Source organism: Paracoccus shandongensis (assembly GCF_017315735.1).
GTDB lineage: Bacteria > Pseudomonadota > Alphaproteobacteria > Rhodobacterales > Rhodobacteraceae > Paracoccus > Paracoccus shandongensis.
On sequence record NZ_JAFLRK010000029.1, the window covers coordinates 1 to 25,267 of the forward strand.

Annotated in this window: 26 protein-coding genes; 21 read left to right on the forward strand and 5 right to left on the reverse strand. The window is 68.1% G+C overall.

The window, feature by feature from the left end:
- Positions 1-1,190: ABC transporter permease (locus tag JX613_RS15080; RefSeq protein ID WP_237168605.1), on the forward strand; the 1,190-nt coding region annotated here is incomplete at its 5' end.
- 6 nt (positions 1,191-1,196) lie between these two features.
- Here JX613_RS15080 and JX613_RS15085 read toward each other — a convergent pair.
- On the reverse strand, positions 1,197-2,246 hold the full coding sequence (locus JX613_RS15085; RefSeq protein ID WP_207102296.1) for an NAD(P)-dependent alcohol dehydrogenase: 1,050 nt from the start codon (positions 2,244-2,246) through the stop codon (positions 1,197-1,199).
- A 151-nt stretch (positions 2,247-2,397) separates the two neighbouring features.
- Between JX613_RS15085 and JX613_RS15090 the strand changes: the two genes are divergently transcribed.
- The 13 genes from JX613_RS15090 to JX613_RS15150 all read left to right on the forward strand — a co-directional run bounded on the left by JX613_RS15090 (position 2,398) and on the right by JX613_RS15150 (position 13,476).
- Positions 2,398-2,586 carry a hypothetical protein gene (locus JX613_RS15090; RefSeq protein WP_207102297.1) on the forward strand — a complete coding sequence of 63 codons (189 nt, stop codon included), beginning with the start codon at positions 2,398-2,400 and terminating at the stop codon, positions 2,584-2,586.
- Between the two features lie 3 nt (positions 2,587-2,589).
- On the forward strand, positions 2,590-2,799 hold the full coding sequence (locus JX613_RS15095; RefSeq protein WP_207102298.1) for a hypothetical protein: 210 nt from the start codon (positions 2,590-2,592) through the stop codon (positions 2,797-2,799).
- A gap of 135 nt (positions 2,800-2,934) precedes the next feature.
- Complete coding sequence (locus tag JX613_RS15100; protein WP_207102299.1) at positions 2,935-3,765, forward strand: PaaX family transcriptional regulator; 831 nt, start codon at positions 2,935-2,937, stop codon at positions 3,763-3,765.
- A gap of 123 nt (positions 3,766-3,888) precedes the next feature.
- A complete protein-coding gene (pcaF, locus tag JX613_RS15105) occupies positions 3,889-5,094 on the forward strand; it encodes a 3-oxoadipyl-CoA thiolase (protein ID WP_207102300.1) in 1,206 nt (401 codons plus the stop codon).
- A 12-nt stretch (positions 5,095-5,106) separates the two neighbouring features.
- Positions 5,107-6,105 carry a 1,2-phenylacetyl-CoA epoxidase subunit PaaA gene (gene paaA / locus JX613_RS15110; protein ID WP_207102301.1) on the forward strand — a complete coding sequence of 333 codons (999 nt, stop codon included), beginning with the start codon at positions 5,107-5,109 and terminating at the stop codon, positions 6,103-6,105.
- Between the two features lie 51 nt (positions 6,106-6,156).
- Positions 6,157-6,441, forward strand: a complete 285-nt coding sequence (gene paaB, locus JX613_RS15115; RefSeq protein WP_103174222.1) for a 1,2-phenylacetyl-CoA epoxidase subunit PaaB — start codon at positions 6,157-6,159, stop codon at positions 6,439-6,441.
- Entirely contained in the window at positions 6,441-7,292 is an 852-nt protein-coding gene (gene paaC, locus JX613_RS15120) for a 1,2-phenylacetyl-CoA epoxidase subunit PaaC (RefSeq protein WP_207102302.1), read from the forward strand. The genes paaB and paaC overlap by 1 nt, the downstream gene beginning before the upstream one ends.
- Positions 7,293-7,296: 4 nt before the next feature.
- On the forward strand, positions 7,297-7,818 hold the full coding sequence (gene paaD, locus JX613_RS15125) for a 1,2-phenylacetyl-CoA epoxidase subunit PaaD (RefSeq protein ID WP_207102303.1): 522 nt from the start codon (positions 7,297-7,299) through the stop codon (positions 7,816-7,818).
- A gap of 26 nt (positions 7,819-7,844) precedes the next feature.
- Positions 7,845-8,918 (forward strand): 1,2-phenylacetyl-CoA epoxidase subunit PaaE, encoded by a 1,074-nt coding sequence (paaE, locus tag JX613_RS15130; protein ID WP_207102304.1) that lies wholly within the window; start codon positions 7,845-7,847, stop codon positions 8,916-8,918.
- Positions 8,919-8,925: 7 nt separating this feature from the next.
- Positions 8,926-9,678, forward strand: a complete 753-nt coding sequence (locus JX613_RS15135; protein ID WP_207102305.1) for a Phenylacetic acid catabolic protein — start codon at positions 8,926-8,928, stop codon at positions 9,676-9,678.
- A 31-nt stretch (positions 9,679-9,709) separates the two neighbouring features.
- Positions 9,710-11,773 carry a phenylacetic acid degradation bifunctional protein PaaZ gene (gene paaZ / locus JX613_RS15140; RefSeq protein WP_207102306.1) on the forward strand — a complete coding sequence of 688 codons (2,064 nt, stop codon included), beginning with the start codon at positions 9,710-9,712 and terminating at the stop codon, positions 11,771-11,773.
- A complete protein-coding gene (locus tag JX613_RS15145; RefSeq protein WP_237168606.1) occupies positions 11,770-12,387 on the forward strand; it encodes an acyltransferase in 618 nt (205 codons plus the stop codon). The genes paaZ and JX613_RS15145 overlap by 4 nt, the downstream gene beginning before the upstream one ends.
- A 69-nt stretch (positions 12,388-12,456) precedes the next feature.
- Positions 12,457-13,476 carry a nucleotidyltransferase family protein gene (locus JX613_RS15150; protein ID WP_207102307.1) on the forward strand — a complete coding sequence of 340 codons (1,020 nt, stop codon included), beginning with the start codon at positions 12,457-12,459 and terminating at the stop codon, positions 13,474-13,476.
- Between the two features lie 295 nt (positions 13,477-13,771).
- On the opposite strand, the gene JX613_RS15155 is transcribed toward JX613_RS15150, so the two are convergent.
- From JX613_RS15155 to paaG, 4 genes are all read right to left on the reverse strand, one after another.
- Positions 13,772-14,371 carry a TetR/AcrR family transcriptional regulator gene (locus JX613_RS15155; RefSeq protein ID WP_207102308.1) on the reverse strand — a complete coding sequence of 200 codons (600 nt, stop codon included), beginning with the start codon at positions 14,369-14,371 and terminating at the stop codon, positions 13,772-13,774.
- Positions 14,372-14,449: 78 nt separating this feature from the next.
- Positions 14,450-15,760 (reverse strand): phenylacetate--CoA ligase PaaK, encoded by a 1,311-nt coding sequence (gene paaK / locus JX613_RS15160; protein ID WP_207102309.1) that lies wholly within the window; start codon positions 15,758-15,760, stop codon positions 14,450-14,452.
- 22 nt (positions 15,761-15,782) lie between these two features.
- On the reverse strand, positions 15,783-16,208 hold the full coding sequence (paaI, locus tag JX613_RS15165) for a hydroxyphenylacetyl-CoA thioesterase PaaI (RefSeq protein WP_207102335.1): 426 nt from the start codon (positions 16,206-16,208) through the stop codon (positions 15,783-15,785).
- Between the two features lie 14 nt (positions 16,209-16,222).
- Positions 16,223-17,017 carry a 2-(1,2-epoxy-1,2-dihydrophenyl)acetyl-CoA isomerase PaaG gene (paaG, locus tag JX613_RS15170; protein ID WP_207102310.1) on the reverse strand — a complete coding sequence of 265 codons (795 nt, stop codon included), beginning with the start codon at positions 17,015-17,017 and terminating at the stop codon, positions 16,223-16,225.
- 113 nt (positions 17,018-17,130) lie between these two features.
- Here paaG and paaN point away from each other — a divergent pair, with 113 nt between their 5' ends.
- Genes paaN through JX613_RS15205 form a run of 7 tightly spaced genes read left to right on the forward strand, consistent with a single transcriptional unit; the run spans position 17,131 to position 25,228 of the window.
- Positions 17,131-18,756, forward strand: coding sequence for a phenylacetic acid degradation protein PaaN (gene paaN, locus JX613_RS15175; RefSeq protein WP_207102311.1), 1,626 nt, complete (start codon positions 17,131-17,133; stop codon positions 18,754-18,756).
- Positions 18,757-18,781: 25 nt separating this feature from the next.
- Entirely contained in the window at positions 18,782-19,924 is a 1,143-nt protein-coding gene (locus JX613_RS15180) for an ABC transporter substrate-binding protein (protein WP_207102312.1), read from the forward strand.
- 60 nt (positions 19,925-19,984) lie between these two features.
- Positions 19,985-20,857, forward strand: a complete 873-nt coding sequence (locus tag JX613_RS15185) for a branched-chain amino acid ABC transporter permease (protein WP_207102313.1) — start codon at positions 19,985-19,987, stop codon at positions 20,855-20,857.
- Positions 20,854-21,810 carry a branched-chain amino acid ABC transporter permease gene (locus JX613_RS15190; RefSeq protein WP_207102314.1) on the forward strand — a complete coding sequence of 319 codons (957 nt, stop codon included), beginning with the start codon at positions 20,854-20,856 and terminating at the stop codon, positions 21,808-21,810. Before JX613_RS15185 ends, JX613_RS15190 begins: the two co-directional genes overlap by 4 nt.
- A complete protein-coding gene (locus JX613_RS15195) occupies positions 21,807-22,598 on the forward strand; it encodes an ABC transporter ATP-binding protein (protein WP_207102315.1) in 792 nt (263 codons plus the stop codon). The genes JX613_RS15190 and JX613_RS15195 overlap by 4 nt, the downstream gene beginning before the upstream one ends.
- Positions 22,585-23,286, forward strand: coding sequence for an ABC transporter ATP-binding protein (locus JX613_RS15200; protein ID WP_207102316.1), 702 nt, complete (start codon positions 22,585-22,587; stop codon positions 23,284-23,286). The genes JX613_RS15195 and JX613_RS15200 overlap by 14 nt, the downstream gene beginning before the upstream one ends.
- Before the next feature lies 1 nt (position 23,287).
- Complete coding sequence (locus JX613_RS15205; RefSeq protein WP_207102317.1) at positions 23,288-25,228, forward strand: 3-hydroxyacyl-CoA dehydrogenase NAD-binding domain-containing protein; 1,941 nt, start codon at positions 23,288-23,290, stop codon at positions 25,226-25,228.
- The last annotated feature ends 39 nt before the right edge of the window (positions 25,229-25,267 follow it).

Consider the following 25,267-nt stretch of genomic DNA (forward strand, 5'->3'; position numbering starts at 1 on the left):
GGGAGTTGCGCGCCCTGGCGCGGCGGCTGGCGCGCCATCCGCTGTTGCGCGGGCGCACGGCGCTGCGGCTGGCCTTCGGCGCGGTGGGCAGCCCGCAGGAAGGGGCGACGGCGGTGGTGCTGTCGCTGGGCCTTGGCCTGACGGTGCTGGCGACCGTCGGGCAGATCGACGCCAACCTGCGCCGCGCCATCGCCACCGAGATGCCGGACCGCGCGCCCTCCTTCTTCTTCATCGACATCCAGCCCGACCAGTTGGAGGGCTTCCTGGACCGGCTGGCCGCCGATCCCGGCGCGCATGAGGTCGAGACCGCGCCATCCCTGCGCGGGATCATCACGGCGATCAACGACATCCCGGCGCGCGAATGGGGCGACCACTGGGTGCTGCGCGGGGACCGGGGCGTCAGCTTCGCCGCCGCCCCGCCGCCCGGCACGGCGCTGACGGCGGGCGACTGGTGGGCCGACGACTACACCGGCCCGCCGCTGGTCAGCTTTGGCGCCACCGAGGCCGCCGAACTGGGCCTGACCCTGGGCGACCGCATCACCGTCAACATCCTGGGGCGCGACATCACCGCCACCGTGGCGAATTTCCGGCAGCTGGATTTCCGCAGCGGCGGGATCGGCTTTGTCATGATCTTCGACGCGGCCAGCCTTGGGGCCGCGCCCCATACCCATATCGCCACCGTCCATGCCGAGCGGGGGGCCGAGGGGCGCATCGGGCGCGCCATCTCGAACGCCTATCCCAACATCACCGCCGTCAGCGTGCGCGAGGTGGCGGAACGGGTGGCCGAGGCGATGGCGGCGCTGGCTTCCGCCACGGCGATGGCGGCGATGGCGACGCTGGCGACCGGCTTTGCCGTGCTGATCGGCGCGGCGGCGGCGGGCGAAGGCCCCCGCGTCTTCGAGGCGGCGGTGCTGAAGACCCTGGGCGCGACGCGCGGCCGGGTGCTGGCCAGCTTTGCGCTGCGGTCGGTGCTGATGGGCGCGGCGGCGGGGCTGGTCGCGGTTCTTGTGGCCGCCCTGTCGTCCTGGGCGATCCTGACGCAGGTGATGGAGATGGACTATCGCCCCGCCCCCGGATCGGCCCTGACGATCATCGCGGGCGGGATCGGGGCGACCCTGGCGGCGGGCCTGGTCTTCGCGCTGCGCCCGCTGTCGGCCCGCCCGGCCAGGGTGCTGCGCGCTCAGGAATGACGCGCGTCAGCCCGCCATGGTGGCGATGTCCATGACAAAGCGGTATTTCACGTCGCCCTTCAGCATCCGTTCATAGGCGTCCTCGATCTGATCGGCGCGGATCATCTCGATATCGGCGGTGATGCCGTGCTTGGCGCAGAAATCCAGCATCTCCTGCGTCTCGGGGATGCCGCCGATCATGGATCCGGCCAGGCTGCGGCGGCGCATGATCAGGTTGAACACATTGGGCGAGGGATGCGGGGTGGCGGGCGCGCCCACCAGAACCATGGTGCCGTCGCGCTTGAGCAGCACCAGGAAGGCGTCCAGGTCATGGGGGGCTGCGACCGTGTTCAGGATCAGGTCGAAGCTTTGCGCATGGGCCGCCATCTCCTCGGGGTTGCGCGACACCACCACCTCGTCCGCGCCAAGCGCCCTGGCGTCGGCGATCTTGCTGGCCGAGGTCGTGAAGGCCACCACATGCGCGCCCATGGCGTGCGCCAGCTTCACGCCCATGTGGCCCAGGCCGCCGATGCCCACCACGCCCACCTTCCTGCCCGGCCCCGCGCCCCAGTGGCGCAGCGGCGACCAGGTGGTGATCCCCGCGCACAGCAGCGGGGCCACGGCGGCAAGCTGGTCCTCGGGGTGGGTGATCTTCAAGACATAGCGTTCGTGGACCACGATCTGTTGCGAATAGCCGCCTAGCGTATGGCCCGGCGCGTCGGGGGTCGGGCCGTTGTAGGTGCCGACCATGCCGTCGCAGTAATTCTCAAGCCCCGCGTCGCAATCGGGGCAATGCCCGCAACTGTCCACGATGCAGCCGACGCCCACCAGGTCGCCGACCTTGTGGCCGGTCACATGGCCGCCCACGGCGGCAACGCGGCCCACGATCTCGTGCCCCGGCACGCAGGGGTAAAGCGTGCCCGCCCATTCGCTGCGGACCTGGTGCAGGTCGGAATGGCAGATGCCGCAATAGATGATCTCGATCCGCACGTCATGGGGGCCCACGTCGCGGCGGGTGATCTCCATGCGGTCCAGCGGCTGGTCGGCGGCTTGGGCGCCGACGGCAAGAATGGTCATGGCGTTTTCCTTTTCCTGTCATGGACCGGCCCCGATGCGGCATCCGGGCCGGGGGCTAGCGTCGAACCCGCGCCGGGGGACAGGGTTCCGGCCCGCCCGTGAAACAAAATGCGCCCCGGGCGGGTTAACCCCGACCTAGAGGAGAAGCATCATGGCCCAGCGACTTCCACCCGTCCCCCCGGCGAACCGCAGCACCAAAGGCCCGGGCGACCCCGCCAAGGGGGGCATATCGACGGATGACGCCATCCCCGATCCCCGCCAGCGCAACCTGGACCAGCAGGGGCGGCAGGGCAACATCAAGCAGAACACCACCAACCAAGGCCACCAGCAGGACAGGTAACCGATGTCCACGTCGAAGAAAACCGATGCCGCCAACCGCCATCACGGCGGCCCCGGCAGCAGCCACCAGCGCCCCGACCTGCCCGATCCGACCGAGAACCGGGGCCCCGCCCCCGGCGAGCCGACCAACGGCCCGGATTCGGATGTCTCGGGCGGGGGCGGGGTGCGCGACAGCCACCACACCCATGACCCCAGGACCAAGGGCGGCCGCTGAGCCATCCGGCGCGGCATGACGTCAGGCGGCAGGGCGCGTTCCTGCCGCCGTTTCGCTGGCCCGGCGCAGGATGCCCTTGATGGGACAAGCGGTTTTCCCTTAGGCGTGGGGGCCCCAACGACGCCCGGACCCGCAATGACCCCCACACCCCTGATCCAGCGCCTGACGGCCGATCTTCCGGTCACCGCCGGATCCTTCATCGTCACCGTTTATGGCGACGTGGTGGTGCCGCGCGGCGAAGTCCTGTGGATCGGCAGCCTGATCGCGATCTGCGCGCGCATCGGCATCAGCGAAAACCTGGTGCGCACCGCCGTGTCCCGCCTGGTGGCGGGCGGGCGGCTGGAAGGCGAGCGTTCCGGGCGGCGCAGCTTTTACCGCCTGGCCCCCGCCGCCCGCGCGGAATTCGCCCAGGCCGCGCGGCTGCTTTATGCGCGGCCCCACGCCTCGGGCGACTGGCTGGTGGTGCTGGATCCCGACCTGCCCGAGGATCTGGCCCGCCGTCACCGCATGGCCCGGATGGGGGGCGACCTGTGGATCTGCCCGGCGCGGGGCGATCTGCCGGCAACAGACGGGCTGGCGTTGCGCGCGGTTCCGGTGGGGGGGCTGGACCGGCTGCCCGACCTGGCGCGGTTCTGGGATCTGGCGGCGCTTGCCCGGGGCTACCAGACCGTCCTGGACCGCTTCGGCCCGCTGGTGGGCGCAACCCTGTCGCCCGAGGACGCGCTGATCGCCCGGCTGCTGCTGGTGCATCTGTATCGGGGCGTGCTGCTGCGCGACCCCGGCCTGCCGCCCGAGGCCCTGCCCCCCGACTGGCCGGGAACCGAGGCGCAGGCCCTGTTCCGCAGCCTTTATGCCGCGCTGACCCCCCTGGCCGAAGGCCATGTCGCCCGTGTGATGGAGGGCGAGGACGGCCCCCTGCCCCAGGCCACCCCCCGGACCGAGGCGCGGCTGAAGGCCCTGGCTTGAAACATTACAGAGCCATGCACATTTTCCTTGGCGATGTAATGTGTGGCCTGCTATAAGCTGACCGAGCGGTCGGTGAATTGGGAGAATCACCGGCGTCATCTGGAAATCTCTGGGGGGTCTTGCATGTCCGAAGCCTTCATCTGCGACGCGATCCGCACGCCGGTCGGCCGTTACGGCGGGGCGCTTGCCACGATCCGCGCCGACGATCTGGCGGCAATCCCGTTGCAGGCGCTGATGGCGCGCAACCCCGATGTGGACTGGTCCGCCGTGGACGACGTGATCCTGGGCTGCGCCAACCAGGCGGGCGAGGATAACCGCAACGTCGCCCGCATGGCCGTGCTTCTGGCCGGGATGCCGATCGGCGTGCCGGGGACCACCGTGAACCGGCTGTGTGGCTCGGGCATGGACGCCATCGGCATGGCGGCGCGGGCGATCCGGGCGGGCGATTGCGATTTCGTGGTGGCGGGCGGCGTGGAAAGCATGACCCGCGCGCCCTTCGTGATGCCCAAGGCGGAAACCGCCTTCGCACGGGCGAACGCCGTCTATGACACCACCATCGGCTGGCGCTTCCCGAACCATGCACTGCGCAAGGCCTATGGCACGGATTCCATGCCCGAAACCGCCGACAACGTGGCCGCCCAATACGGCATCAGCCGCGCCGACCAGGACGCCTTTGCCGCGCGGTCTCAGGACCGCTGGGCTGCCGCGCAGGCGGCGGGCGTTTTCCGGGACGAGATCATCCCCGTGCATGTGCCCCAGAAAAAGGGCGACCATGTCACGGTGGACACCGACGAACATCCCCGCCCCGGCACGACCGTTGAAACGCTGGCGAAGCTCAAGGGCGTGAACGGTCCCGACCTGACGGTGACGGCGGGCAACGCATCGGGCGTGAACGACGGCGCGGCGGCCTTGGCGATCCTGTCCGGGGACGCGGCCAAGGCGCAAGGGCTGACGCCCAAGGCGCGCATCATCGCCATGGCGGCGGCGGGCGTGGAACCGCGTATCATGGGCATCGGCCCGGTGCCCGCCGTGCGCAGGGTTCTGGCCCGCGCAGGGATGTCGCTGGACCAGATGGATGTGATAGAATTGAACGAAGCCTTTGCCGCTCAGGGGTTGGCCGTGCTTCGTGACCTGGGGATTGCCGACGACGATCCGCGCGTGAACCCGAATGGCGGGGCCATCGCCATCGGCCATCCGCTGGGCATGTCCGGGGCGCGCCTTGTCACCACCGCGATGTACCAGCTGATCCGCACGGGCGGACGCTATGCCCTTTGCACCATGTGCGTGGGCGTGGGCCAGGGCATCGCCATCATCATCGAACGCGTCTGAGGGGGAATTGTCATGTATGCACAGATGGTCAAGTCCGAAGGTTCGAAATCGCGCGAGGAAATGACGCCCGAGGAACTCGCCTTCCAGGACCGCATCGACCGGGGCGAAAAGATCGAGCCCAAGGAATGGATGCCCGAGGGCTATCGCAAGACGCTGATCCGCCAGATCGGCCAGCACGCCCATTCCGAAATCGTGGGCCAGCTTCCCGAAGGCAACTGGATCACCCGCGCCCCCACGCTGGAACGCAAGGCGATCCTGCTGGCCAAGGTCCAGGACGAGGCGGGCCACGGCCTTTACCTGTATTGCGCCGCCGAAACCCTGGGCGTCAGCCGCGACGAACTGCTGGAAAAGCTGCACAGCGGCAACATGAAGTATTCGTCGATCTTCAACTATCCCACCCTGACCTGGGCCGACATGGGCGCGGTCGGCTGGCTGGTCGATGGCGCGGCGATCATGAACCAGGTGCCGTTGCAGCGCACGTCATACGGCCCCTATTCCCGCGCGATGATCCGCATCTGCAAGGAGGAGTCGTTCCACCAGCGGCAGGGCTATGACATCATGATGAAGATGTGCGCGGGCACCCCGGAACAGAAGGCGATGGCGCAGGACGCGCTGAACCGCTTCTGGTATCCGTCGCTGATGATGTTCGGGCCGTCGGACAAGGATTCGGTCCATTCCGCGCAGTCGATGGCGTGGAAGATCAAGATGAACACGAACGACGAGTTGCGCCAGAAGTTCGTGGACCAGACCGTTCCGCAGGCCGAATACCTGGGCCTGACCATCCCCGACCCGGACCTGAAGTGGAACGAGGAGAAGGGCGGCTATGACTTCAGCGAGCCGGATTGGTCCGAGTTCTTCGCGGTGATCGCCGGGAACGGTCCCTGCAACGCCGAACGGCTTGGCGCCCGCGTCAAGGCTTGGGAGGACGGCGCATGGTTCCGCGACGGCCTGATGGCGCACGCCGCCAAGGCCGAGGATCGCGCCCGCGCCGCCCGCCTCGCCGCCGAATAGGGACGCGCCCCCGCGCCCCAGCCACAACCCGCTTTCATGGGAGGAGCCATCATGTCCAGCGAATGGCCGCTTTGGGAAATCTTCATCCGGGGCCAGCACGGCCTGAACCACCGCCATGTCGGCAGCCTGCACGCGCCCGACGCCGAAATGGCGATCCGCAACGCCCGCGACGTGTACACCCGCCGCAACGAGGGCGTGTCGATCTGGGTCGTCAAGGCCAATGACATCACCGCGTCCTCGCCTTCGGAAAAGGGGCCGCTGTTCGATCCGTCCAACAGCAAGGTCTATCGCCACCCGACCTTTTTCGACATCCCCGACGAAGTGGGGCACATGTGATGCCGTCCCTTCCCGACATGACCACCCCGAACCTGACCGCGCTTGCCGGTCAGGCCCTGACTGAGAGCGGCCATGTGGCGGTGCCCGCTCCCGATGCCGGGCAGCCCGAATTCGTGGAGTTCCTGCAGCGGATGGGCGACAATGCCCTGATCCTGGGGCACCGCGTGTCCGAATGGTGCGGCCATTCCCCCGCGCTTGAGGAAGACATCGCGCTGGCCAACCAGGCGCTTGACCTGATCGGACAATGCCAGTTGTGGCTGGGCCTTGCCGCCGAGGTTGAGGGCAAGGGCCGCGACGCCGACGCGCTGGCTTATCTGCGCGACGCGGGGGCCTTCCGCAACCTGCTGCTGGTGGAACTGCCCAACGGCGATTTCGGCGTGACCCTGATGCGCCAGTTCCTGTTCGACGCCTTCCATATCGAGATGCTGCGGGCGCTGAAAACGTCGTCCGACAGCCGCGTGGCCGACATCGCCGCCAAGGCGGAAAAGGAGGTCGCCTATCACCTGGAACGGTCCGCCGACCTGGTGATCCGGCTGGGCGACGGCACGGACGAAAGCCGCGCCCGGATGCAGGCCGCGCTGACGAAGCTGTGGTCCTATACGGGCGAGATGTTCGTGGACGATGCCGTGGACCAGGCCATGGCCGATGCCGGGATCGCGCCGCTGCCGTCCTCTCTGCAACCGGCCTGGGACAAGACCGTCGCGGCGGTGCTGGAGGAGGCCACCTTGACCGCCCCCACCGGCGCCTGGCAACACAAGGGCGGCAAAAAAGGCATCCACACCGAACACCTGGGCTATATCCTGGCCGAGATGCAGTTCCTGCAGCGCGCTTATCCCGGCGCCAGGTGGTGATGCCATGTCCGTCACCACGCTGCCCCCAACCGACCAGATCTGGGAATGGCTGTCGCAGGTGCCGGACCCGGAAATCCCGGTCATCAGCCTGACCGACCTGGGCATCATCCGCGACGTGGAATGGCAGGGCGACACGCTGGTCGTGACGGTGACGCCCACCTATTCCGGCTGTCCCGCGACCAGCGTCATCAACCTGGACATCGAGGCCGCGCTGCGCGCCCACGGGATTCAGAAGCTTGACCTGAAGCGCCAGCTTTCCCCCGCCTGGACGACCGACTGGATCACGCCCGAGGGGCGCGAAAAGCTGCGCGCCTATGGCATCGCGCCCCCGGTGGACGGCACGGCGGCGGACGGGGTGCTGGCGGGGCGCGTGTCGCGGCTGATGGGCAACAACCTGACCATCCAGTGCCCCCGCTGCGGATCGACCCATACGCAAAAGGTCAGCCAGTTCGGCTCGACCCCCTGCAAGGCCAGCTATCGCTGCGCCGACTGCCTGGAACCCTTCGACTATTTCAAGTGCATCTGACTGCACGCCCAAGGAAAGACACCCCGATGGCACGCTTTCTGCCCCTGAAGGTCACCGATGTGCGCCGCGAAACCCGCGATGCGGTCGTGGTGACGCTGGCCCCGCGCGAGGAAGACCGCGCGCTGTTCGATTTCACCCAGGGCCAATACCTGACCTTCCGCCGCGACTTCGACGGAGAGGAGTTGCGCCGGTCCTATTCCATCTGCGCGGGCGTCGATGACGGCTGCCTGCAGGTGGGCATCAAGCGCGTCGATGGCGGGGCCTTTTCCACCTGGGCCAACGAGAACCTGGCCCCGGGCGATGAGATCGAGGCGATGCCGCCGATGGGCAAGTTTTCCCTGCCGCTGGACCCCGAAACCGCGCGCCACTACGTCGGTTTCGCCGCCGGGTCGGGGATCACGCCGGTCCTGTCGATCGTCAAGACCGTGCTGCGGCGCGAACCGAAATCGCGCTTCACCCTGGTCTATGCCAACCGCCAGATCAGCAGCATCATGTTCCGAGAGGAGCTTGAAGATCTGAAGAACCTCTATCTCGGCCGCTTCTCGGTCCTGCATGTGCTGGAGTCCGAGGCGCAGGAGATCGACCTGTTCACCGGCCGCATCGACGCCGCCAAGATGACCCAGCTGTTCGACCGCTGGATCGACGCGAAATCGGTGGACGCCGCCTTCATCTGCGGACCCGAGCCGATGATGCTGACCGTGGCGCAATCCCTGCGCGACCATGGCCTGCGCGACGACCAGATCCGGTTCGAGCTCTTCGCGTCAAGCCAGCCGGGCCGCGCCAAGGCCCGCCCGGTGTCCAAGGCGACCGAGGCGGGCGAAGGCACCCAGGCCACCGTCACGCTGGACGGCGCCACCCGCAGCTTTGCCATGCCGCGCGAGGGCCAGACCATCCTGGACGCCGCAATCGCCGCCAACCTGGACGCGCCCTATTCCTGCAAGGCGGGCGTCTGTTCCACCTGCCGCTGCAAGGTGCTGGAAGGCGAGGTCGAAATGGCCGTGAACCACGCGCTGGAAGACTACGAGGTCCGCGCGGGTTACGTCCTGTCCTGCCAGTCCTATCCGCTGACCGACCGCGTGGTCGTCACCTATGACGAATGAGGGCGCCATGAACGACACGATGAACATCGAGGATTATCTGGCCCAGGGCGGCGTGCTGACCGCGCCCGGCAACGTGCCCGCCCGTTACCGGGGCGAATTGATGCGGCTGATGTCGTCCTTCGTGGACAGCGAACTGGCGGCATCGGCGGGCTTTGCCTCGTCCATCAACTTCGCCCCCGGCATCCGCGAACGCATCGCGGCCAGCCGGATCACGCTGGAAAAGGCCGACCATGCCGAGCGCGTGCTGGCGGTGATGGGCGATTTCGGCACCGATACCCGCCGTTACCAGACCCAGCACGACTGGGCCGCCCGCGTTCCCCGCGACAGCGACCTGGGCACGGCGCGGCGCGAAGGCGACATGCGGCTGTCGGTGTTCCACTATCCGATCACCGGCTGGACGGACGCCGTGGTGATGAACGTGCTGCAAGGCCTCGCGACCGGCGTGCAGATGCAGGAGTTGACCCGCATCTCCTACGCCCCCCTGGCCGAGGTTTTCCGCGAGATCGCCCCGCGAGAGGCCCGCCATGCCGAACTGGGCCTGGAAGGTCTGGGCCGCATTGTGGAAACCGGCAAGGGCCGGGCCGAGGCGCATGCCAGCCTTGCCTATTGGCGGCCGCGCGTGGCTGCGGGCTTCGGGGTGGCGAAGTCGGCCCGCTACGACACGCAGGCGCGGTTCGGCATCCGCCATACCCCGAACGAAACGCTGCTGGCCCGCTGGGAAACGCTGGCCCGCGACCATCTGGGCGCATTGGGTCTGTGACCCCCGCGCGATTGACGAAAAAGGAACTGCCATGACCATCATGCCCCGCGCCCCGCGCCGCCTGGAAAGCTTTGTCTGCGGGGAATGGGTGCCCGGCGCAAAGGAAGGGCAGACCCTGCTGGACGCCGCCACCGGCGATCCGGTCGCCACCATCGATTCGACCGGCCTGGATTTCAGGGCGGCGCTTGATTACGGGCGCGCCACGGCCGGGCCCAGGCTGCGGGCCATGACCTTCCACGAACGCGCGGGGATGCTGAAGGCGCTTGGCCTGGCGCTGATGGCGCAAAAGGAAGACTTCTACACCGAGAGCCTGCACACGGGCGCGACCCGCGCGGATGGCTGGGTGGATATCGAGGGCGGCATCGGCACCATGCTGACCTTCGCATCGAAGGGCCGGCGCGAACTGCCCAACACCCGCGTCCTGACCGATGGGGACGTGGAGCCGCTGTCCAAGGACAACAGCTTCAGCGCCCAGCATATCCTGACGCCGCTGCATGGCGTGGCGATCCACATCAACGCCTTCAACTTTCCCGTCTGGGGAATGCTGGAAAAGATCGCGCCCACCCTGCTGGCGGGCGTCCCCTGCCTGGTGAAACCCGCCAGCCAGACCGCCTATCTGACCGAACTGGTGGTGCGCCGCATCGTGGACACCGGCATCCTGCCTGAAGGCGCGCTGCAACTGGTCTGCGGATCGGTGGGCGACCTGCTGGACCACGTCACCGAACAGGACGCCGTGACCTTCACCGGATCGGCGCATACGGGCCGCAAGCTGAAGACGCATCCGGCGATCGTCAACCATTCCGTCCGCTTCACGATGGAGGCCGACAGCCTGAACGCCACCATCCTCGGCCCCGACGCGGTTGCGGGCACGCCCGAGTTCGACCTGTTCGTGCGTGAAGTCGCGCGCGAGATGACCAGCAAGGCGGGCCAGAAATGCACCGCCATCCGCCGCGTCATCGCCCCGCGCGGGCAGGTCGACGCCCTGATCGCCGCCCTGCGCGACCGTCTGGACAAGGCCGCGCTTGGCCTGCCGGGGGATGAGGGCACCCGCATGGGTCCGCTGGCAAGCCTCGGCCAGCGGGACGAGGTCCGCGCGCGCATCCGCGAATTGCAGGCGGTGGCCGAGATCGTGGCGGGCAATCCCGACGACGTGCGCGTGGGATCGGGCGATGCCGAGAAGGGCGCGTTCCTGAACCCGGTCCTGCTTTATGCGGACAAGCCGTTTGACGCCGCCCCGGTCCATGACTGCGAGGCCTTCGGCCCGGTGTCCACCGTCATGGCCTATGAAGACCTGGAGGAGGCCGTGGCGCTTGCCGCGCGCGGGCGTGGATCGCTGGTGTCCTCGGTCTTCACCGACGACAAGGACGTGGCCGAACGCGTGGTCCTGGGCGTGGCCCCTTTCCACGGCCGGGTGCTGATCGGCAACCGCGCCTCGGCCAAGTCCTCGACCGGGCATGGCTCTCCGCTTGCGCCGCTGGTCCATGGCGGGCCGGGCCGCGCGGGCGGGGGCGAGGAGATGGGCGGCATCCGTGGCGTGAAACACTTCATGCAGCGCACCGCCGTCCAGGGCACGCCCCGCCTGCTGTCGGCGGTCACGGGCCGCTGGATCGAGGGGGCGGATACGCAGCAGGGGGAACACCCCTTCCGCAAGTCTCTGGCCGAGTTGCGCATCGGCGACCAACTGGTCACAGCGGCGCGTCAGGTGACGCAAGAGGATGTGGAGCATTTCGCCCATTTCACCGGCGACACCTTCTATGCCCACATGGACAGCGCGGCGGCCAAGGCCAACCCCTTCTTCGACGACCGCGTGGCCCATGGCTATCTGATCGCCAGCTTCGCCGCAGGCCTGTTCGTGGAACCCAATCCCGGCCCCGTTCTGGCGAACTATGGCGTGGACAACCTGCGCTTCCTGACTCCGGTCTATTTCGGCGACACGCTGCAAGTCCGCCTGACCTGCAAGGAAATCAACCCGCGCGAAAACGCCGGCCACGGGGAAGTCCGCTGGGACTGCCAGGTCACGAACCAGAACGGCGCCGTGGTCGCGCAATACGACGTGCTGACCATGGTCGCGAAGACATGGCCCCCGGTGGCATGATGGCGAAGGTCTATTCCTGGGACGGCATCGTGCCGGTGATCGACCCCGCGGCCTTCGTCCACCCCGAAGCCGTGGTGATCGGCGACGTGATCGTGGGGCCGGGCGTCTATGTCGGCCCCTGCGCCGTGCTGCGCGGCGATTTCGGACGGATCGTCCTGCACGCGGGGTCGAACGTGCAGGAAACCTGCGTGGTCCATTCCTTCCCCGGCAAGGATGTCGTGGTCGAGGAACTGGGCCATATCGGCCACGGCGCCGTCCTGCACGGCTGCCATATCGGCCGCAACGTCCTGGTCGGCATGAACGCCGTGGTCATGGACGAGGCGGTGGTGGGCGAGAACACCATCATCGCCGCCATGGCCTTCGTGAAATCCGGCGCGCGGATCCCGCCGAACAGCCTCGCGGTCGGATCGCCCGCGAAGGTCGTGCGGGAACTCTCGGCGGACGAGATCGCCTGGAAGCGACAGGGCACCGGCGTCTATCAGCAGCTTGCGGTCGAGGCGAAGGCGAAGCTGGCCCCCGCCGTGGCGCTGACCGAGGCCGAGCCGGACCGGCGGCGCGCCGAGGCGCCGCGCTTCGACCCGCTGGTGCTGGCGCGGCGGGGGTTCGAAAGCTAGGCCATATGCAGCAAAGATATCCTTGCTGCACACTTGCGCCTGTGTGCAGCAAAATGATATTTGATGCACATGGTCCTTCCTTCCCACTCTCGCGCGGCCCAGGTCGCCTACCAGGATCTGCTGCGGCTGCATCTGGACGACGCCGCATCCACCCTTCTGGGCAGCGTCGAGGAGCGGCGGCGCGGCGGCCGGACCTATCTCTACGACCGCTTCCGCCTGGGGACCGCGATGAAAAGCCGCTACCTGGGCGAGGGCACGCCCGAGTTGCGCGCCCGCCTGGCCCGCGCCCAGGACCTGCGCGCGGATGCCGAGGCGCGGCGCAAGACCATGTCCCGCCTGGCGCGCACCCTGCGGGCCGAGGGCTTCATCGCGACCGACCGGGACACCGGGTCGATGCTGGCGGCCTTCGCGCGGGCGGGCGTGTTCCGGCTGGGCGGCACCCTGGTAGGCACGGCGGCCTATGCGCTGTATCAGGGCGAGCTGGGCATCCGCTTCGATTCCGACGAACTGGCCCAGACCGGCGACATCGACTTTGCCAGCTTTGAACGCCTGTCCGTGGCCCTGGGCGACCAGGTCGAGGAAAACCCCGGCGACATCCTCAGGGCGCTGACCTTCGACCCGGTGCCCGGCCTGGGCGACCGGCAGGTCTGGAAATGGCGGCAGAACCGGGGGCAGGCCATGGTCGAGTTCCTGACGCCCGCCTTTGGCGACGAACGGGTGAAACCCCTGCCCGCCCTGGGGGTCAGCGCGCAGGCGCTGAACTACCTCAACTACCTGATCGCCGAGCCGATCCACGCGGTCGCGCTTTATCGGGCTGGCGTGCTGGTCCAGATCCCGCGCCCCGAGCGTTTCGCCATCCACAAGCTGATCGTCGCCGACCGCCGCCGGGGCGGGCCGGAGCAGCTGAAATCCCGCAAGGACCGCGGCCAGGCGGCCTTCCTGATCGAGGCCCTGGCCCAGGACCGCCCCGACGACCTGGCCGAGGCCTATGAGGATGCGCTGTCGCGCGGCCCCCGCTGGCGCGAGCGGATCGAGGCGAGCCTGAAGCGGATGCCCGGGACGGCGGGGATCTTGAAGGAGTTGGGGTAAGGGCCGTAGGGTGCGTGCTTGCACGCACCTTTTCCCGCACACCCCCCCTCATGGTGCGTGCAAGCACGCACCCTACGCCGGATTTCATGGCGGTCGCAGATGGCGTCGAATACCCGGCCCGCAGGCAGCCCGCGCGTGGGGTTGGCCTGCATCGCGTCATAGGCCGGGGCGACTTCCTCGCGCAGCCAGCGGTCGATGGCGGCATGTTCAGGGGGCAGGCCGACAGTGCGCTTCTCGACGGTGGGCATGGGCGTCTCCAGGCATGGGGAAGTCATGCCACATCCCGAGAGACTTGCTACCGCACCGCCTTGATCCCCTCCAGGATCAGCGTCGTGGCGACATCCGCGTAATCCTCGCGGCTGATGCGCCCGCCGTCCTTGAACCACATATAGACCCAGTTCATCATCCCGAACAGCGACATGGTGACAGGCATCAGCAGCGGGCGTTCGCGGGTATTGAGGTCCGGGTTGATCTGGTCCAGCACCGCCGAGAACCGCTTCACGATGCCGCGCTCCACCGCCATGATCCGCGCCTTCTGGTCGTCCGTCAGGGCGGCGGTGGCGTTCAGCTGCACCTTGTGCTGGTTATCGGCGCCGCGATAGCTTTCCAGGACCGCCCCCACCAGGCTGCGCAACCGCTGGTGCGGCGGCAGGGCGGGGTCGTCGGCGGCCTCGATGGCGTCCTGCAATTCCTCCAGATGCGTCATGATAATCGCGAAGATCAGCGCGTCCTTGGAAGGATAGTAATGATACAGCAGCGCCTTGCTGACCTGGGCCTGCTGGGCGATCTGCGCCATCGATGCCTTGTCCATGCCCTGTTCGGCAAAGACCAGCGCCGCATGGTCCAGGATGCTGCGGCTCTTTTCCTCGAAGTCCTGTGCCCGCGTTCGCGCCATGGGGTCACTTTCCTGTTGGTCGTGTGCCGCTTTAACCGGGGGTTGCGGCAAAGTCACCACCACCCCCGGGCGCGGGCGTCATTCTTTCGGGCGGTTGTCGATCACCCGCTTGGCCTTGCCTTCGGACCGGGCAATGGCGCCGGGGTCGCGCACCTCGATCCGGGTGGAGACACCCACGACCGACTTGATGTGATGCGCCAGTTCCTTGGCCGATACCGCGCGGGCATCGGCCGCCGCGTGATCCTCGGCGCATTCGACGCAGACGGTCATCGTGTCCATGCGGCCAGACCGGGTCAGTTCGATCTGGAAATGCGGGGCAAGGCCACGGCATTTCAGGATCTGCTCCTCGATCTGGGTGGGGAAGACGTTGACGCCGCGCAGGATGATCATGTCGTCGGACCGCCCGGTGATCTTCTCGATCCGGCGCATGGACCGGGCGGTGCCGGGCAGCAGGCGCGTCAGGTCGCGGGTGCGGTAACGCACCATCGGCAGCCCTTCCTTGGTCAGCGTGGTGAAGACCAGCTCGCCCAGCTGGCCATCCGGCAGCACCTCGCCCGTCACGGGGTCGATGATTTCCGGATAGAAGTGGTCTTCCCAGATGTGCAGCCCGTCCTTGGTTTCCACGCATTCCTGCGCCACGCCCGGACCCATCACCTCGGACAGGCCATAGATGTCCACGGCGTGCATGTCGAAGGCGTCCTCGATTTCCTGGCGCATGGCGTTGGTCCAGGGTTCCGCGCCGAAGATGCCGACCTGCAGCGACGATTCGCGCGGGTCCAGGCCCTGCCTGCGGAACTCGTCCAGGATCGACAGCATGTACGACGGCGTCACCATGATGATGCGCGGCTTGAAGTCGTGGATCAGCGTGACCTGCCGTTCGGTCATGCCGCCCGACATGGGGACCACGGTGCAGCCCAGCCGTTCCGCCCCATAATGCGCACCAAGACCGCCGGTGAACAGGCCGTAGCCATAGGCGTTGTGCAGCATGTCGCCGGGCCGCCCGCCCGCCGCCCGGATCGACCGGGCGATCAGGTTCGCCCAATGGTCGATGTCGGCCTGGGTATAGCCCACCACCGTCGGCTTGCCGGTGGTGCCCGACGATCCGTGGATGCGCACCAGCTTCGATTGCGGCACGGCGAACATGCCGAAGGGATAGCAGTCGCGCAGATCCTGCTTCACGGTGAAGGGGAACCTAGCGATGTCCTTCAGGGTCTTCAGATCCTCGGGGTGGACATCGGCCTTGATGAACTGGTTGCGGTAGAAGGGCGAGTTCTCGAAGGCGTGCTTCAGCGACCGCTTCATGCGGTGGAACTGCAGCGCCTCGATCTCGTCACGGGACGCGGTCTCGATCGGGTCGAGATCCTTGGGGTTCGGGGTCAGGTCTTCCATGGGTCTCCTCCCTCGGAATGGGTCAGGCGGGCAGGTGGGTGCCCTTGACGATGCGCGAATGGCCGCGGAATTCGGCCACATGCGCGCCGTCCTGGTTGGTGATGCGGATGTCGTAGATGCCCGACCGCCCCCGGCGCGACGTTTCCGTGGCCGTGGCGGTCAGCCGGTCGCCGATGCGGCCGGGGATCAGGTAGGTGATGGAACAATGCTGCGCCACGACCATCTGGTTGTAGCTGTTGCAGGCGAAGGCGAAGGCGCTGTCGGCCAGGGTGAAGATGTATCCGCCATGGCAGTTGCCGTGCCCGTTCGACATGGCGTCCGTGATGGTCATGGACAGCGTGGCCTGACCAGGGGCGATGTGGTCCAGGGTCATGCCAAGCCGCTGGCTGGCCGAATCGTCGTTCCACATGGCGCGGGCGGATGCTTCGGCGATCTCCTGCGGGGTCATGTCGGTGACGGGTTTCATTGGCCGCTGAACCTTGCCGGGCGCTTTTCCAGGAAGGCGGTGACACCCTCGGCATAATCCGCGCTGCGGCCCGCCTGCTGTTGCGCGTCGCGTTCGGTGTCAAGCTGCTGGTCCAGGGTGGTGGTCGCCGCCTGCTGGATCAGCCGCTTGGTCAGGCCAAGGCCCAGGGTCGGGCCTGCGGCCAGCGACCGGGCCAGGGCTTCCGCCTCGGCCATCAGGTCGGCGTCGTCAACGGCCTTCCAGATCAGGCCCCAGTCGGCGGCTTTTTCCGCCATCAGCGGCTCGGCGGTCAGGGCCAGCGCCTTGGCGCGGGGTTCGCCTAGGATGCGGGCCAGCTGCCAGGTGCCGCCCGCGTCGGGGACAAGGCCGATCTTGGCAAAGGCCTGGATGAAGCGCGCCGACTTCGCGGCCAGCACGATGTCGCAGGCGAAGGCGATGTTGGCCCCTGCCCCCGCCGCCACGCCGTTGACCGCGCAGACGACCGGCTTTTCCAGGGACCGGATCAGCCGCAGGGTGGGGTTGTAGAACGTCTCAAGCGTATGGCCCAGATCCGGCGCGGGCCCGCCCTTGCGGGGATCGCGGTCGCCCAGGTCCTGGCCCGCGCAGAAGCCGCGCCCGGACCCGGTCAGCAGCACCGCCCGCACGTCCGAATCGTCATGTGCCCGCCGAATGCCTGCACGCAGCGCCAGGTGCATGTCTTCGTTGAAGGAATTCAGCTTCTCGGGCCGGTTCAGCGTCAGCACCAGCACGCCATCGGCAAGCGCCGACAGCACCGTGGGGGATGCGGTCATGGTGTTTCTCCCTTCGTGCCGATTTCTCGGCCTCCTCGAAGAAATCTGTTGCATAAACCGACCGGCCGGTCAATGATATTCGCAAGCCGGAGGAGGAACCGGCGGAGGAGCCCATGACCGATTTCTTTGCCCGCCATCGCCCGATGCTGGAGGATGCCGTTCAGGCGCTGCACGCGCGCGGCTTCTGGACCCCCTTCCCCGAGGTGCCCAGCGGCAAGGTCTATGGCGAAACCGCCAAGGCGGATGGCGAGGCGACTTATGCGGCCCTGCCGGGTCAGCCCTTCGCCCTGCCCGGCCACCCCGAACAGCGCCGCCTGGGCGCCGAAGTCTCGCCTTGGGGCGAGGCGCTGCGAATCACCTATCCGGCGGCGGATGCGCCCGCGCTGATCGCGGCGGCGCAGGGGGCGGCTGAGCCCTTGGCAGCGGCAGGCGTGGAAACCCGCGTGGGCGCCTGCCTTGAAATCCTGTCGCGCCTGAACCGGATCAGCTTCCTGCTGGGCCATGCGACCATGCACACCACGGGCCAGGCCTTCGCCATGGCCTTCCAGGCGGGCGGGCCGCACGCCCAGGATCGCGGGCTTGAGGCGGTCGCGGTCGCTTACACCGAAATGACCCGCTTTGCCGATGCCGCCCGCTGGGAAAAGCCGCAGGGCAAGGCCGCGCCGCTGGTGATCGACAAGCACTGGACGCTGGTGCCCGCCGGGATTTCGCTGGCGATCGGCTGCAACACCTTCCCCACCTGGAACAGCTATCCCGGCATCTTCGCCAGCCTCGCCACCGGCAACCCGGTGATCGTGAAGCCGCACCCCGCCGCGATCCTGCCGCTGGCCCTGACCGTGCAGGTCGCGCGCGAGGTGCTGGCCGAGGCTGGCCTGCCCGCCGATGCCGTTCTGCTGGCCGTGGACGAACCGGGGGCCGAGATCACCAAGGAACTGGCGACGGATCCCGCCGTACGGCTGATCGACTATACCGGGTCGTCCACCTTCGGGAACTGGCTGCGGGAACACGCCAGGCAGGCGCAGATCTTCACCGAGGAGACCGGCGTCAACAGCGTGGTCATTGCCGCAACCGACGATTTCGACGGGATGTGCGCGAACCTGGCCTTCTCGCTGTCGCTCTATTCCGGGCAGATGTGCACCTCGCCGCAGAACCTTTATGTTCCGCAGGGCGGGATCGAGACGGATCAGGGACACAAGTCCTTCGACCAGGTGGCCGCCGGTCTGGCCCGGGCCATCGACAGCCTGCTGGCCGATCCCAAACAGGCGGCGGGCATCTGCGGCACCATTGCCAACCCCGCCACGAAGGACCGCGTGGCCCGCGCCCGCAACCAAGGCCGCATCCTCCGCGACGGCACGCCGCTGCTGCTGGCGGTGGACGCCGATGCCGCCATCGCGCAGGACGAATGCTTCGGCCCTGTCGCCTTCCTCATCCCCTGCGCGGACGCCGACGACGGCATCGCCCGCGCCGCCCATCTGGCCGCGACCAAGGGCGCCATCACCGCCGCGCTTTACGACACCGACGAGGCCCGCATCCATCGCGCGGCCCAAACCTTCGCCCGCGCGGGCGTCAACCTGTCGGTCAACCTGACAGGCAACATCTTCGTCAACCAGTCGGCGGCCTTCAGCGATTTCCACGTGACCGGGGCCAACCCGGCCGGAAACGCCAGCCTGACCGACACCGCCTTTGTCGCGACCCGCTTTCGCCGCGTGATGTGGCGCAGGCCCGCCGCCGCTGTTTAACCAAGTTCTCTGGGGAGGAGACGACATGCAGAAGACCCTGACCACCACGGCCCTTGCCACGCTGCTGGCCCTTGGCGCCACCGCCGCATCCGCCGAAATCCGCATCGGCGCCTCGGTATCCGCCACCGGCCCCGCCGCCTTCCTGGGCGACCCCGAGGCGAAGACCCTGGAGATGCTGGTCGAGCAGATCAACGAAAAGGGCGGCATCAACGGCGAGGAAATCGCCCTGACGCTTTACGACGACGGCGGCGATCCGAACAAGGCGCGCACCTTCGCCACCCGCCTGATCGAGGATGACGAGGTCGTGGCAATCATCGGCGGATCCACCACCGGCACCAGCATGTCGATCCTGTCGGTGGCCGAGGACAACGAGATCCCCTTCATCTCGCTGGCGGGCGCCATCGAGATCATCGACCCGGTGAAACCCTTCACCTTCAAGACGCCCCATACCGACCGCATGGCCTGCCAGAAGATCTTCGAGGACATGCAGAAGCAGGGCATCACCACCATCGGCATGATTTCCGGCACCGATGGCTTCGGCGCGTCCATGCAGGCGCAGTGCAAGGACGTAGTGGGCGAATACGGCATCACCGTCGCGGCGGATGAAACCTACAACCCCACCGACGCCGACATGACGACCCAGCTGACCAAGATCCGCAACACCGAGGGCGTGCAGGCCGTGCTGAACCCCGGCTTCGGCCAGGGCCCGTCGATCGTGACGCGCAACTATCGCCAGCTTGCCATCGACCTGCCGCTCTATCAGTCGCACGGCGTGGCGTCCGACGGGTTCATCGAACTGGCGGGGGCCGAGGCCGCCGAGGGCGTGCGCCTGCCCGGCACCGCCCTGCTAATCGCCGACCAGCTTGGCGCGGACGACCCGCAAAAGGCCGTGGTCGATGCCTACAAGACCGCCTTCGAGGAAAAGACCGGCACCTCGGTCGGCACCTTCGGCGGCTATGCCCATGACGCCTTCCTGATCCTGACCGACGCCATCACCCGGGCAGGCAGCGCCGAGCCGCAGGCCATCCGCGACGCCATCGAGGCGACCTCGGGCCTCGCCGGCACCACCGGCGTCTATACCATGTCGCCTGAGAACCACCTGGGCCTGGACCTGTCGGCCTTCCGGATGCTGGAGATCAAGGGCGGCGAATGGACCGTGGTGGAATGATCCGCTGACCGCCGCGTCCCGTTGGGGACGCGGCATCCCCTTGCCAGACAGAGGGTCATCATGCCGGAACTGCTGCAATTCCTTTTCTCGGGCGTGACGGTGGGCGCGGTCTATGCGCTTGTCGCGCTTGGCTTCACCATCATCTACAACGCATCCGACGTGGTGAACTTCGCCCAGGGCGAATTCGTCATGCTGGGGGGGATGCTGACCTTTGTCTGCCACGCGGCGGGCCTGCCCCTGCCGCTGGCCGCGCTGATCGCCATTGCCGCGACATCCGCCATCGGCGTCGCCATGAACAAGCTGGCGATCGAGCCCGCGCGCGGCGCGCCGGTAGTGTCGCTGATCATCATCACCATCGGCGCGTCGATCTTCATCCGGGGCGGCGCGCAACTGCTGTTCGGCAAGCAGATCCACAGCTTTCCGGCGTTTTCCGGCGACACGCCCCTGCGCATCGGCGGGGCCACGATCCTGCCGCAAAGCCTGTGGGTGATTGGCGGGGCGGTCGTGGTCTTCGTGGGCCTGTGGCTGTTCTTCACCCGCACCCTGACGGGCCGGGCGGTGCTGGCCACGTCCAACAACCGCCTGGCCGCGCAGCTGGTGGGCATCAACACCGGCTTCGTGATGACGCTGTCCTTCGCGCTGTCGGCGGGCATCGGCGCGCTTGCCGGCGTGCTGGCGACGCCGATCACGCTGACCTCGTACGACGTGGGCCTGGCCTTTGCGCTGAAAGGGTTCGCCGCCGCCATGCTGGGGGGCATGGGCAACCCCAAGGGGGCGCTGGCTGGCGGCTTCCTGCTGGGCCTGATCGAGGCGCTGACGGCGGGGTATCTCTCTTCGCAATACAAGGACGCCGCCGCCTTCGTGGTGATCCTGCTGGTGCTGTTCTTCATGCCGCAGGGCCTGTTCGGCCAGAAATCGGTGGACCGGGTATGAGAGTTTCCGCCAAATCCGCGACCCTGCTGGTCCTGGTCGTCCTGATCCTGCTGTCGCCGGTGCTGTTCCCCTCGGGTTACTATTACCGCGTCGGCGCGCTGATCTTCGTCAACGCCATCGCCGTCACGGGCATCGTGATCCTGACCGGATATGCGGGCCAGATCAGCCTGGGCCATGCGGGCTTCGCCGGGATCGGCGCCTATGCCTGCGCGCTTGCCCCGGTGCATCTGGGCCTGCATCCCTCGCTGGCGATGATCCTGGGCGCGGCGATTTCCGCCGTGCTGGCTTGGCTGGTCGGGCGGCCCATCCTGCGGCTCAAGGGATACTACCTGGGCGTCGCCACCCTGGGTTTCGGCATCCTGGTGTCGATGGTGCTGAACAACGAACGGCAACTGACCGGCGGCCCGGACGGGATGGAGGTGCCGGATCTGGGCCTGCGCGGGCTGCTGAAGGACGCGGGGCTGGACCTGACCAACGGCCAGTTCTGGTATTTCCTGTGCGGCATCGTCCTGATCGCTGCCGCCTGGCTGGCGCTGAACCTCTACAACAGCCCTACCGGGCGCGCCCTGCGCGCCCTGCACGGGTCCGAGGTCGCGGCGCGCACCGTCGGCGTCGATGTGGCGCGGCTGAAGCTTCAGGCCTTCGTGATTTCGGCGGTCTATGCGTCCGTGTCGGGTTCGCTGCTGGCGCTTCAGAACAAGTTCATCACCCCGGACGTGGCGGGCTTCATGCACTCGATCGAGATGGTGACCATGGCCGTCCTGGGCGGCGTGGGATCCATCCTGGGCGCGATCTTCGGCGCGGCGGTGCTGACGCTGCTGCCGCAGGTGCTGACGGTCTTTGCCGAATACGAACAGCTTGTGCTGGGCCTGGTGATGATGGGGGTGATGATCTTCCTGCCGCAGGGGCTGCTGCCGTCGATCCTGCGCCGCGTCCGGGGGAAAGACGAATGACCGCGCTTCTGTCAGTCGAAGGCCTGGGCATCACCTTCGGCGGCCTCAAGGCCGTGAACGATGTCAGCTTCACCGTCCAGCCGGGGGAAATCACGTCCGTGATCGGGCCGAACGGCGCGGGCAAGACGACGCTCTTCAACATGATCTCGGGCGTCTACCAGCCGGGCCGGGGCCGCGTGGTTCTGGGGGGCGAGGACGTGACCGGCATGGCCCCGCATCTGCTGGCCCGGCGCGGGCTGTCGCGCACCTTCCAGAACCTGCAGATCTTTCAGTCCATGACGGTGCTGGAAAACGCGATCTCGGGCTATCACCTCAAGGAACGGGGGCCGGTGCTGGCGGATCTGCTGGGCCTGCCCGCATCCCGCCGCCGCGCGGCGGCTGCGGCATCGGGCGCGCGCGAGTTGCTGGCCCGGGTGGGGCTTGAAAGGGCGGCGGAGCGGGAGGCCGGGAACCTGTCCTATGGCGCGCTGAAACGCCTGGAAATCGCCCGCGCCCTGGCGCTGTCGCCCCGGATCCTGCTGCTCGACGAACCCGCCGCAGGCTGCAACGCCGTGGAGACCGAGGAGATCGACCACCTGATCGCCGAGGTCGCGGCATCGGGCGTGGCGATCCTGCTGGTCGAACATGACATGAAGATGGTCATGCGCATTTCCAACCACATCGTCGTGCTGGACCATGGCGAAAAGATCGCCGAGGGCGACCCGGCCAGCGTCAGCCGCAACCCGGCGGTGATCGCCGCCTATCTGGGAACTGATGCAGAAACGGGGGCCGCCCATGCTGACGGTTGAGGGACTGCGGTCGCGCTATGGCCGGATCGAGGTTCTGCACGGCATCGACCTGCATGTCGATTCCGGGGAAATCGTCACCGTGGTCGGCGCCAACGGCGCGGGCAAGACGACGCTTCTGAAATGCCTGTCGGGCACGCAGCCGGTGTCCGGCGGCACGATCACCTTCCGGGGCGAGACGCTGACCGGCGTGCCCGCCCATCGCCGCCCCGCGCGCGGGTTGACCCAATCGCCCGAGGGCCGGCAGATCTTCACCAACCTGACGGTCGAGGAGAACCTGCGCCTTGGCGCATACCTCTTCACCGACGACCGGGTGGAAAAGGACATGGGCGACGCCTTCGCCATGTTCCCGATCCTGCGCGAAAAGCGCAACCTGGCGGCGGGCGGCCTGTCGGGCGGGCAGCAGCAGATGCTGGCCATGGCCCGCGCGCTGATGGGCCGCCCCTCCTGCCTGCTGCTGGACGAGCCGTCGATGGGCCTGGCCCCGATCATCGTGCAGCAGATCTTCAATGTGGTCAGCGGGCTGAAGGCGCTTGGCGTGACCGTCCTGCTGGTCGAACAGAACGCCTTTGGCGCGCTGAAGATCGCGGACCGGGGATACGTCATGGAAACCGGCCGCATCACCATGGAGGGCGCGGCGGCCGACCTGATCGCCGACCCGCGCATCCGCGAAGCCTATCTGGGGATTTGACATGTCCGTTGTAAGCATCAGCCACGAAGGCGACATCGCCATCGTCACCGTGGACAACCCGCCGGTCAACGCGCTGTCGCAGGCGCTGCGGCAGGGGCTGTGGGATGCGGTCGAGACGCTGGACGCCGACCCCCAGGTCCGCGCCGCCGTGCTGATCTGCGCGGGCCGGACCTTCATCGCCGGGGCCGACGTGACCGAATTCGGCAAGCCCCCGCAGGAACCGCACCTGCCCGACCTGGTGGACCGGATCGAGGGCGCGGCAAAGCCTTGGGTGGCGGCCATCCACGGTTCCGCCCTGGGCGGCGGGTTCGAGGTCGCCATGGGCTGCCGCTTCCGCGTGGCGATTGACAGCGCATCCGTGGGCCTGCCCGAGGTGTCCTTGGGCATCGTGCCCGGCGCATCGGGCACCGTGCGCACGCCGCGCCTGGCGGGGGTCGAGGCTGCCGTCGATCTGGTCACGTCGGGCAAGCCCGTGCGCGCCGCCAAGGCGCTGTCGCTGGGCCTGATCGACGCGGTGTTCACGGGCGATTTGCAAGCCAACGCTGTGGCCTTCGCCCGCGACGCCCTGACCCGCGACCTGCCGCCCCCCGTGTCGGCCCGCCCCATCGCCGCGCCCGATCCCGGCTTCTGGGACGACCGCCGCAAGGCCGTGGCGAAGGCCGCCAAGGGCGCGGATGCACCGCTGCGCGCGCTCGACTGCCTGCGCAAGGCGGCGGAGGCGCCCTTTGCCGAAGCCATGGCTTACGAGCGCCAGACCTTCCTGGACCTGCGCAGTTCCGATCAGGCTGCCGCCTTGCGCCATGTGTTCTTCGCCGAACGCGCCGCCCCCCGTCCCGCGCATCTGCGGGACATCGACCCCCTGCCCCTGCGCCGCGCAGGCGTGATCGGCGGCGGCACCATGGGCGCAGGGATAGCTGCCGCCCTGCGCGACGCGGGGCTGCACGTCACCCTGATCGAACGCGACGACCAGGCGCTTGAACGCGGGATCGCAAACCTGCGCACCATCTTCGACGGTGCCGTCAAGCGGGGCAAGCTGACCCCTGCGCAAGCCGCCGACCGCATGGCGGGCGTAACGGCCACCACGGACTATGCCGCCCTGGCCGACGCCGATCTGGTCATCGAGGCCGTCTTCGAGGACATTGCCGTCAAGCGCGCCGTCTTCGACCAGCTTGCCACGGCCTGCCGCCCCGATGCGGTGCTGGCGACGAACACGTCCTATCTCGACCCCCGGCTGATCGCGGACGGCCTGCCGAACCCCCACCGCTTCATCGGCCTGCATTTCTTCAGCCCCGCCAATGTCATGCGCCTGCTGGAGATCGTGCCGGTCCCGGACACCTCACCGCAGACGCTGGCCACCGGCTTTGCGCTAGCCCGGATGCTTGGAAAAATCCCCGTCCAGTCCGGCATCTGCGAGGGCTTCATCGGCAACCGCATCCTCAAACGCTATCGCGCCAGCGCCGAAATCCTGGTCCGCCAGGGCGTCGCCATCGCGGATATCGACGCGGCCATGCGCGCCCATGGTTTCGCCATGGGCCCGTTCGAGGCGCAGGACCTGGGCGGCCTGGACATCGCCTTCCTGCAACGCGAAGGCGCACGGGCGGCGGGGCAGGAGGTGCCGGAGACGCTGGGCGACATCCTGGTCCGCGTGGGCCGCAAGGGGCAGAAGACCGGCGGCGGCTGGTATGACTATGCCCCGGGCGAGCGCAGGCCGCAGCCCTCGGCCGCCGTGGCGGACCTGCTGGCGGGACAGATCACCGGCACGGCCCGGATGGACCGGGACGCCATCGCCCGCCATCTGGTGGGCGAAATGGCCGCCGAGGGCCAGGCCATCCTGGACGAAGGCATCGCCGCCCGGGCCTCCGACATCGACCTGGTGGAAATTCACGGCTATGGCTTTCCCCGCTGGCGCGGCGGGCCGATGTTCGCGGCCGCGCAAGCCTGAGCGTTCGGCGCCCCTGCCCATTGCAGGGGATCGCCGCGC

Bases quoted from the DNA above. Each gene is read 5' to 3' on its own strand.
- JX613_RS15085 (WP_207102296.1), bottom strand. From the start codon at position 2,246: ATGACCATTCTTGCCGTCGGCGCCCAAGCCGCCGACCAGCCGCTGGAC.
- JX613_RS15090 (WP_207102297.1), top strand. From the start codon at position 2,398: ATGGCCCAGCGACTTCCACCCGTCCCCCCGGCGAACCGCAGCACCAAA.
- JX613_RS15095 (WP_207102298.1), top strand. From the start codon at position 2,590: ATGTCCACGTCGAAGAAAACCGATGCCGCCAACCGCCATCACGGCGGC.
- JX613_RS15100 (WP_207102299.1), top strand. From the start codon at position 2,935: ATGACCCCCACACCCCTGATCCAGCGCCTGACGGCCGATCTTCCGGTC.
- pcaF (WP_207102300.1), top strand. From the start codon at position 3,889: ATGTCCGAAGCCTTCATCTGCGACGCGATCCGCACGCCGGTCGGCCGT.
- paaA (WP_207102301.1), top strand. From the start codon at position 5,107: ATGTATGCACAGATGGTCAAGTCCGAAGGTTCGAAATCGCGCGAGGAA.
- paaB (WP_103174222.1), top strand. From the start codon at position 6,157: ATGTCCAGCGAATGGCCGCTTTGGGAAATCTTCATCCGGGGCCAGCAC.
- paaC (WP_207102302.1), top strand. From the start codon at position 6,441: ATGCCGTCCCTTCCCGACATGACCACCCCGAACCTGACCGCGCTTGCC.
- paaD (WP_207102303.1), top strand. From the start codon at position 7,297: ATGTCCGTCACCACGCTGCCCCCAACCGACCAGATCTGGGAATGGCTG.
- paaE (WP_207102304.1), top strand. From the start codon at position 7,845: ATGGCACGCTTTCTGCCCCTGAAGGTCACCGATGTGCGCCGCGAAACC.
- JX613_RS15135 (WP_207102305.1), top strand. From the start codon at position 8,926: ATGAACGACACGATGAACATCGAGGATTATCTGGCCCAGGGCGGCGTG.
- paaZ (WP_207102306.1), top strand. From the start codon at position 9,710: ATGACCATCATGCCCCGCGCCCCGCGCCGCCTGGAAAGCTTTGTCTGC.
- JX613_RS15145 (WP_237168606.1), top strand. From the start codon at position 11,770: ATGATGGCGAAGGTCTATTCCTGGGACGGCATCGTGCCGGTGATCGAC.
- JX613_RS15150 (WP_207102307.1), top strand. From the start codon at position 12,457: ATGGTCCTTCCTTCCCACTCTCGCGCGGCCCAGGTCGCCTACCAGGAT.
- JX613_RS15155 (WP_207102308.1), bottom strand. From the start codon at position 14,371: ATGGCGCGAACGCGGGCACAGGACTTCGAGGAAAAGAGCCGCAGCATC.
- paaK (WP_207102309.1), bottom strand. From the start codon at position 15,760: ATGGAAGACCTGACCCCGAACCCCAAGGATCTCGACCCGATCGAGACC.
- paaI (WP_207102335.1), bottom strand. From the start codon at position 16,208: ATGACCCCGCAGGAGATCGCCGAAGCATCCGCCCGCGCCATGTGGAAC.
- paaG (WP_207102310.1), bottom strand. From the start codon at position 17,017: ATGACCGCATCCCCCACGGTGCTGTCGGCGCTTGCCGATGGCGTGCTG.
- paaN (WP_207102311.1), top strand. From the start codon at position 17,131: ATGACCGATTTCTTTGCCCGCCATCGCCCGATGCTGGAGGATGCCGTT.
- JX613_RS15180 (WP_207102312.1), top strand. From the start codon at position 18,782: ATGCAGAAGACCCTGACCACCACGGCCCTTGCCACGCTGCTGGCCCTT.
- JX613_RS15185 (WP_207102313.1), top strand. From the start codon at position 19,985: ATGCCGGAACTGCTGCAATTCCTTTTCTCGGGCGTGACGGTGGGCGCG.
- JX613_RS15190 (WP_207102314.1), top strand. From the start codon at position 20,854: ATGAGAGTTTCCGCCAAATCCGCGACCCTGCTGGTCCTGGTCGTCCTG.
- JX613_RS15195 (WP_207102315.1), top strand. From the start codon at position 21,807: ATGACCGCGCTTCTGTCAGTCGAAGGCCTGGGCATCACCTTCGGCGGC.
- JX613_RS15200 (WP_207102316.1), top strand. From the start codon at position 22,585: ATGCTGACGGTTGAGGGACTGCGGTCGCGCTATGGCCGGATCGAGGTT.
- JX613_RS15205 (WP_207102317.1), top strand. From the start codon at position 23,288: ATGTCCGTTGTAAGCATCAGCCACGAAGGCGACATCGCCATCGTCACC.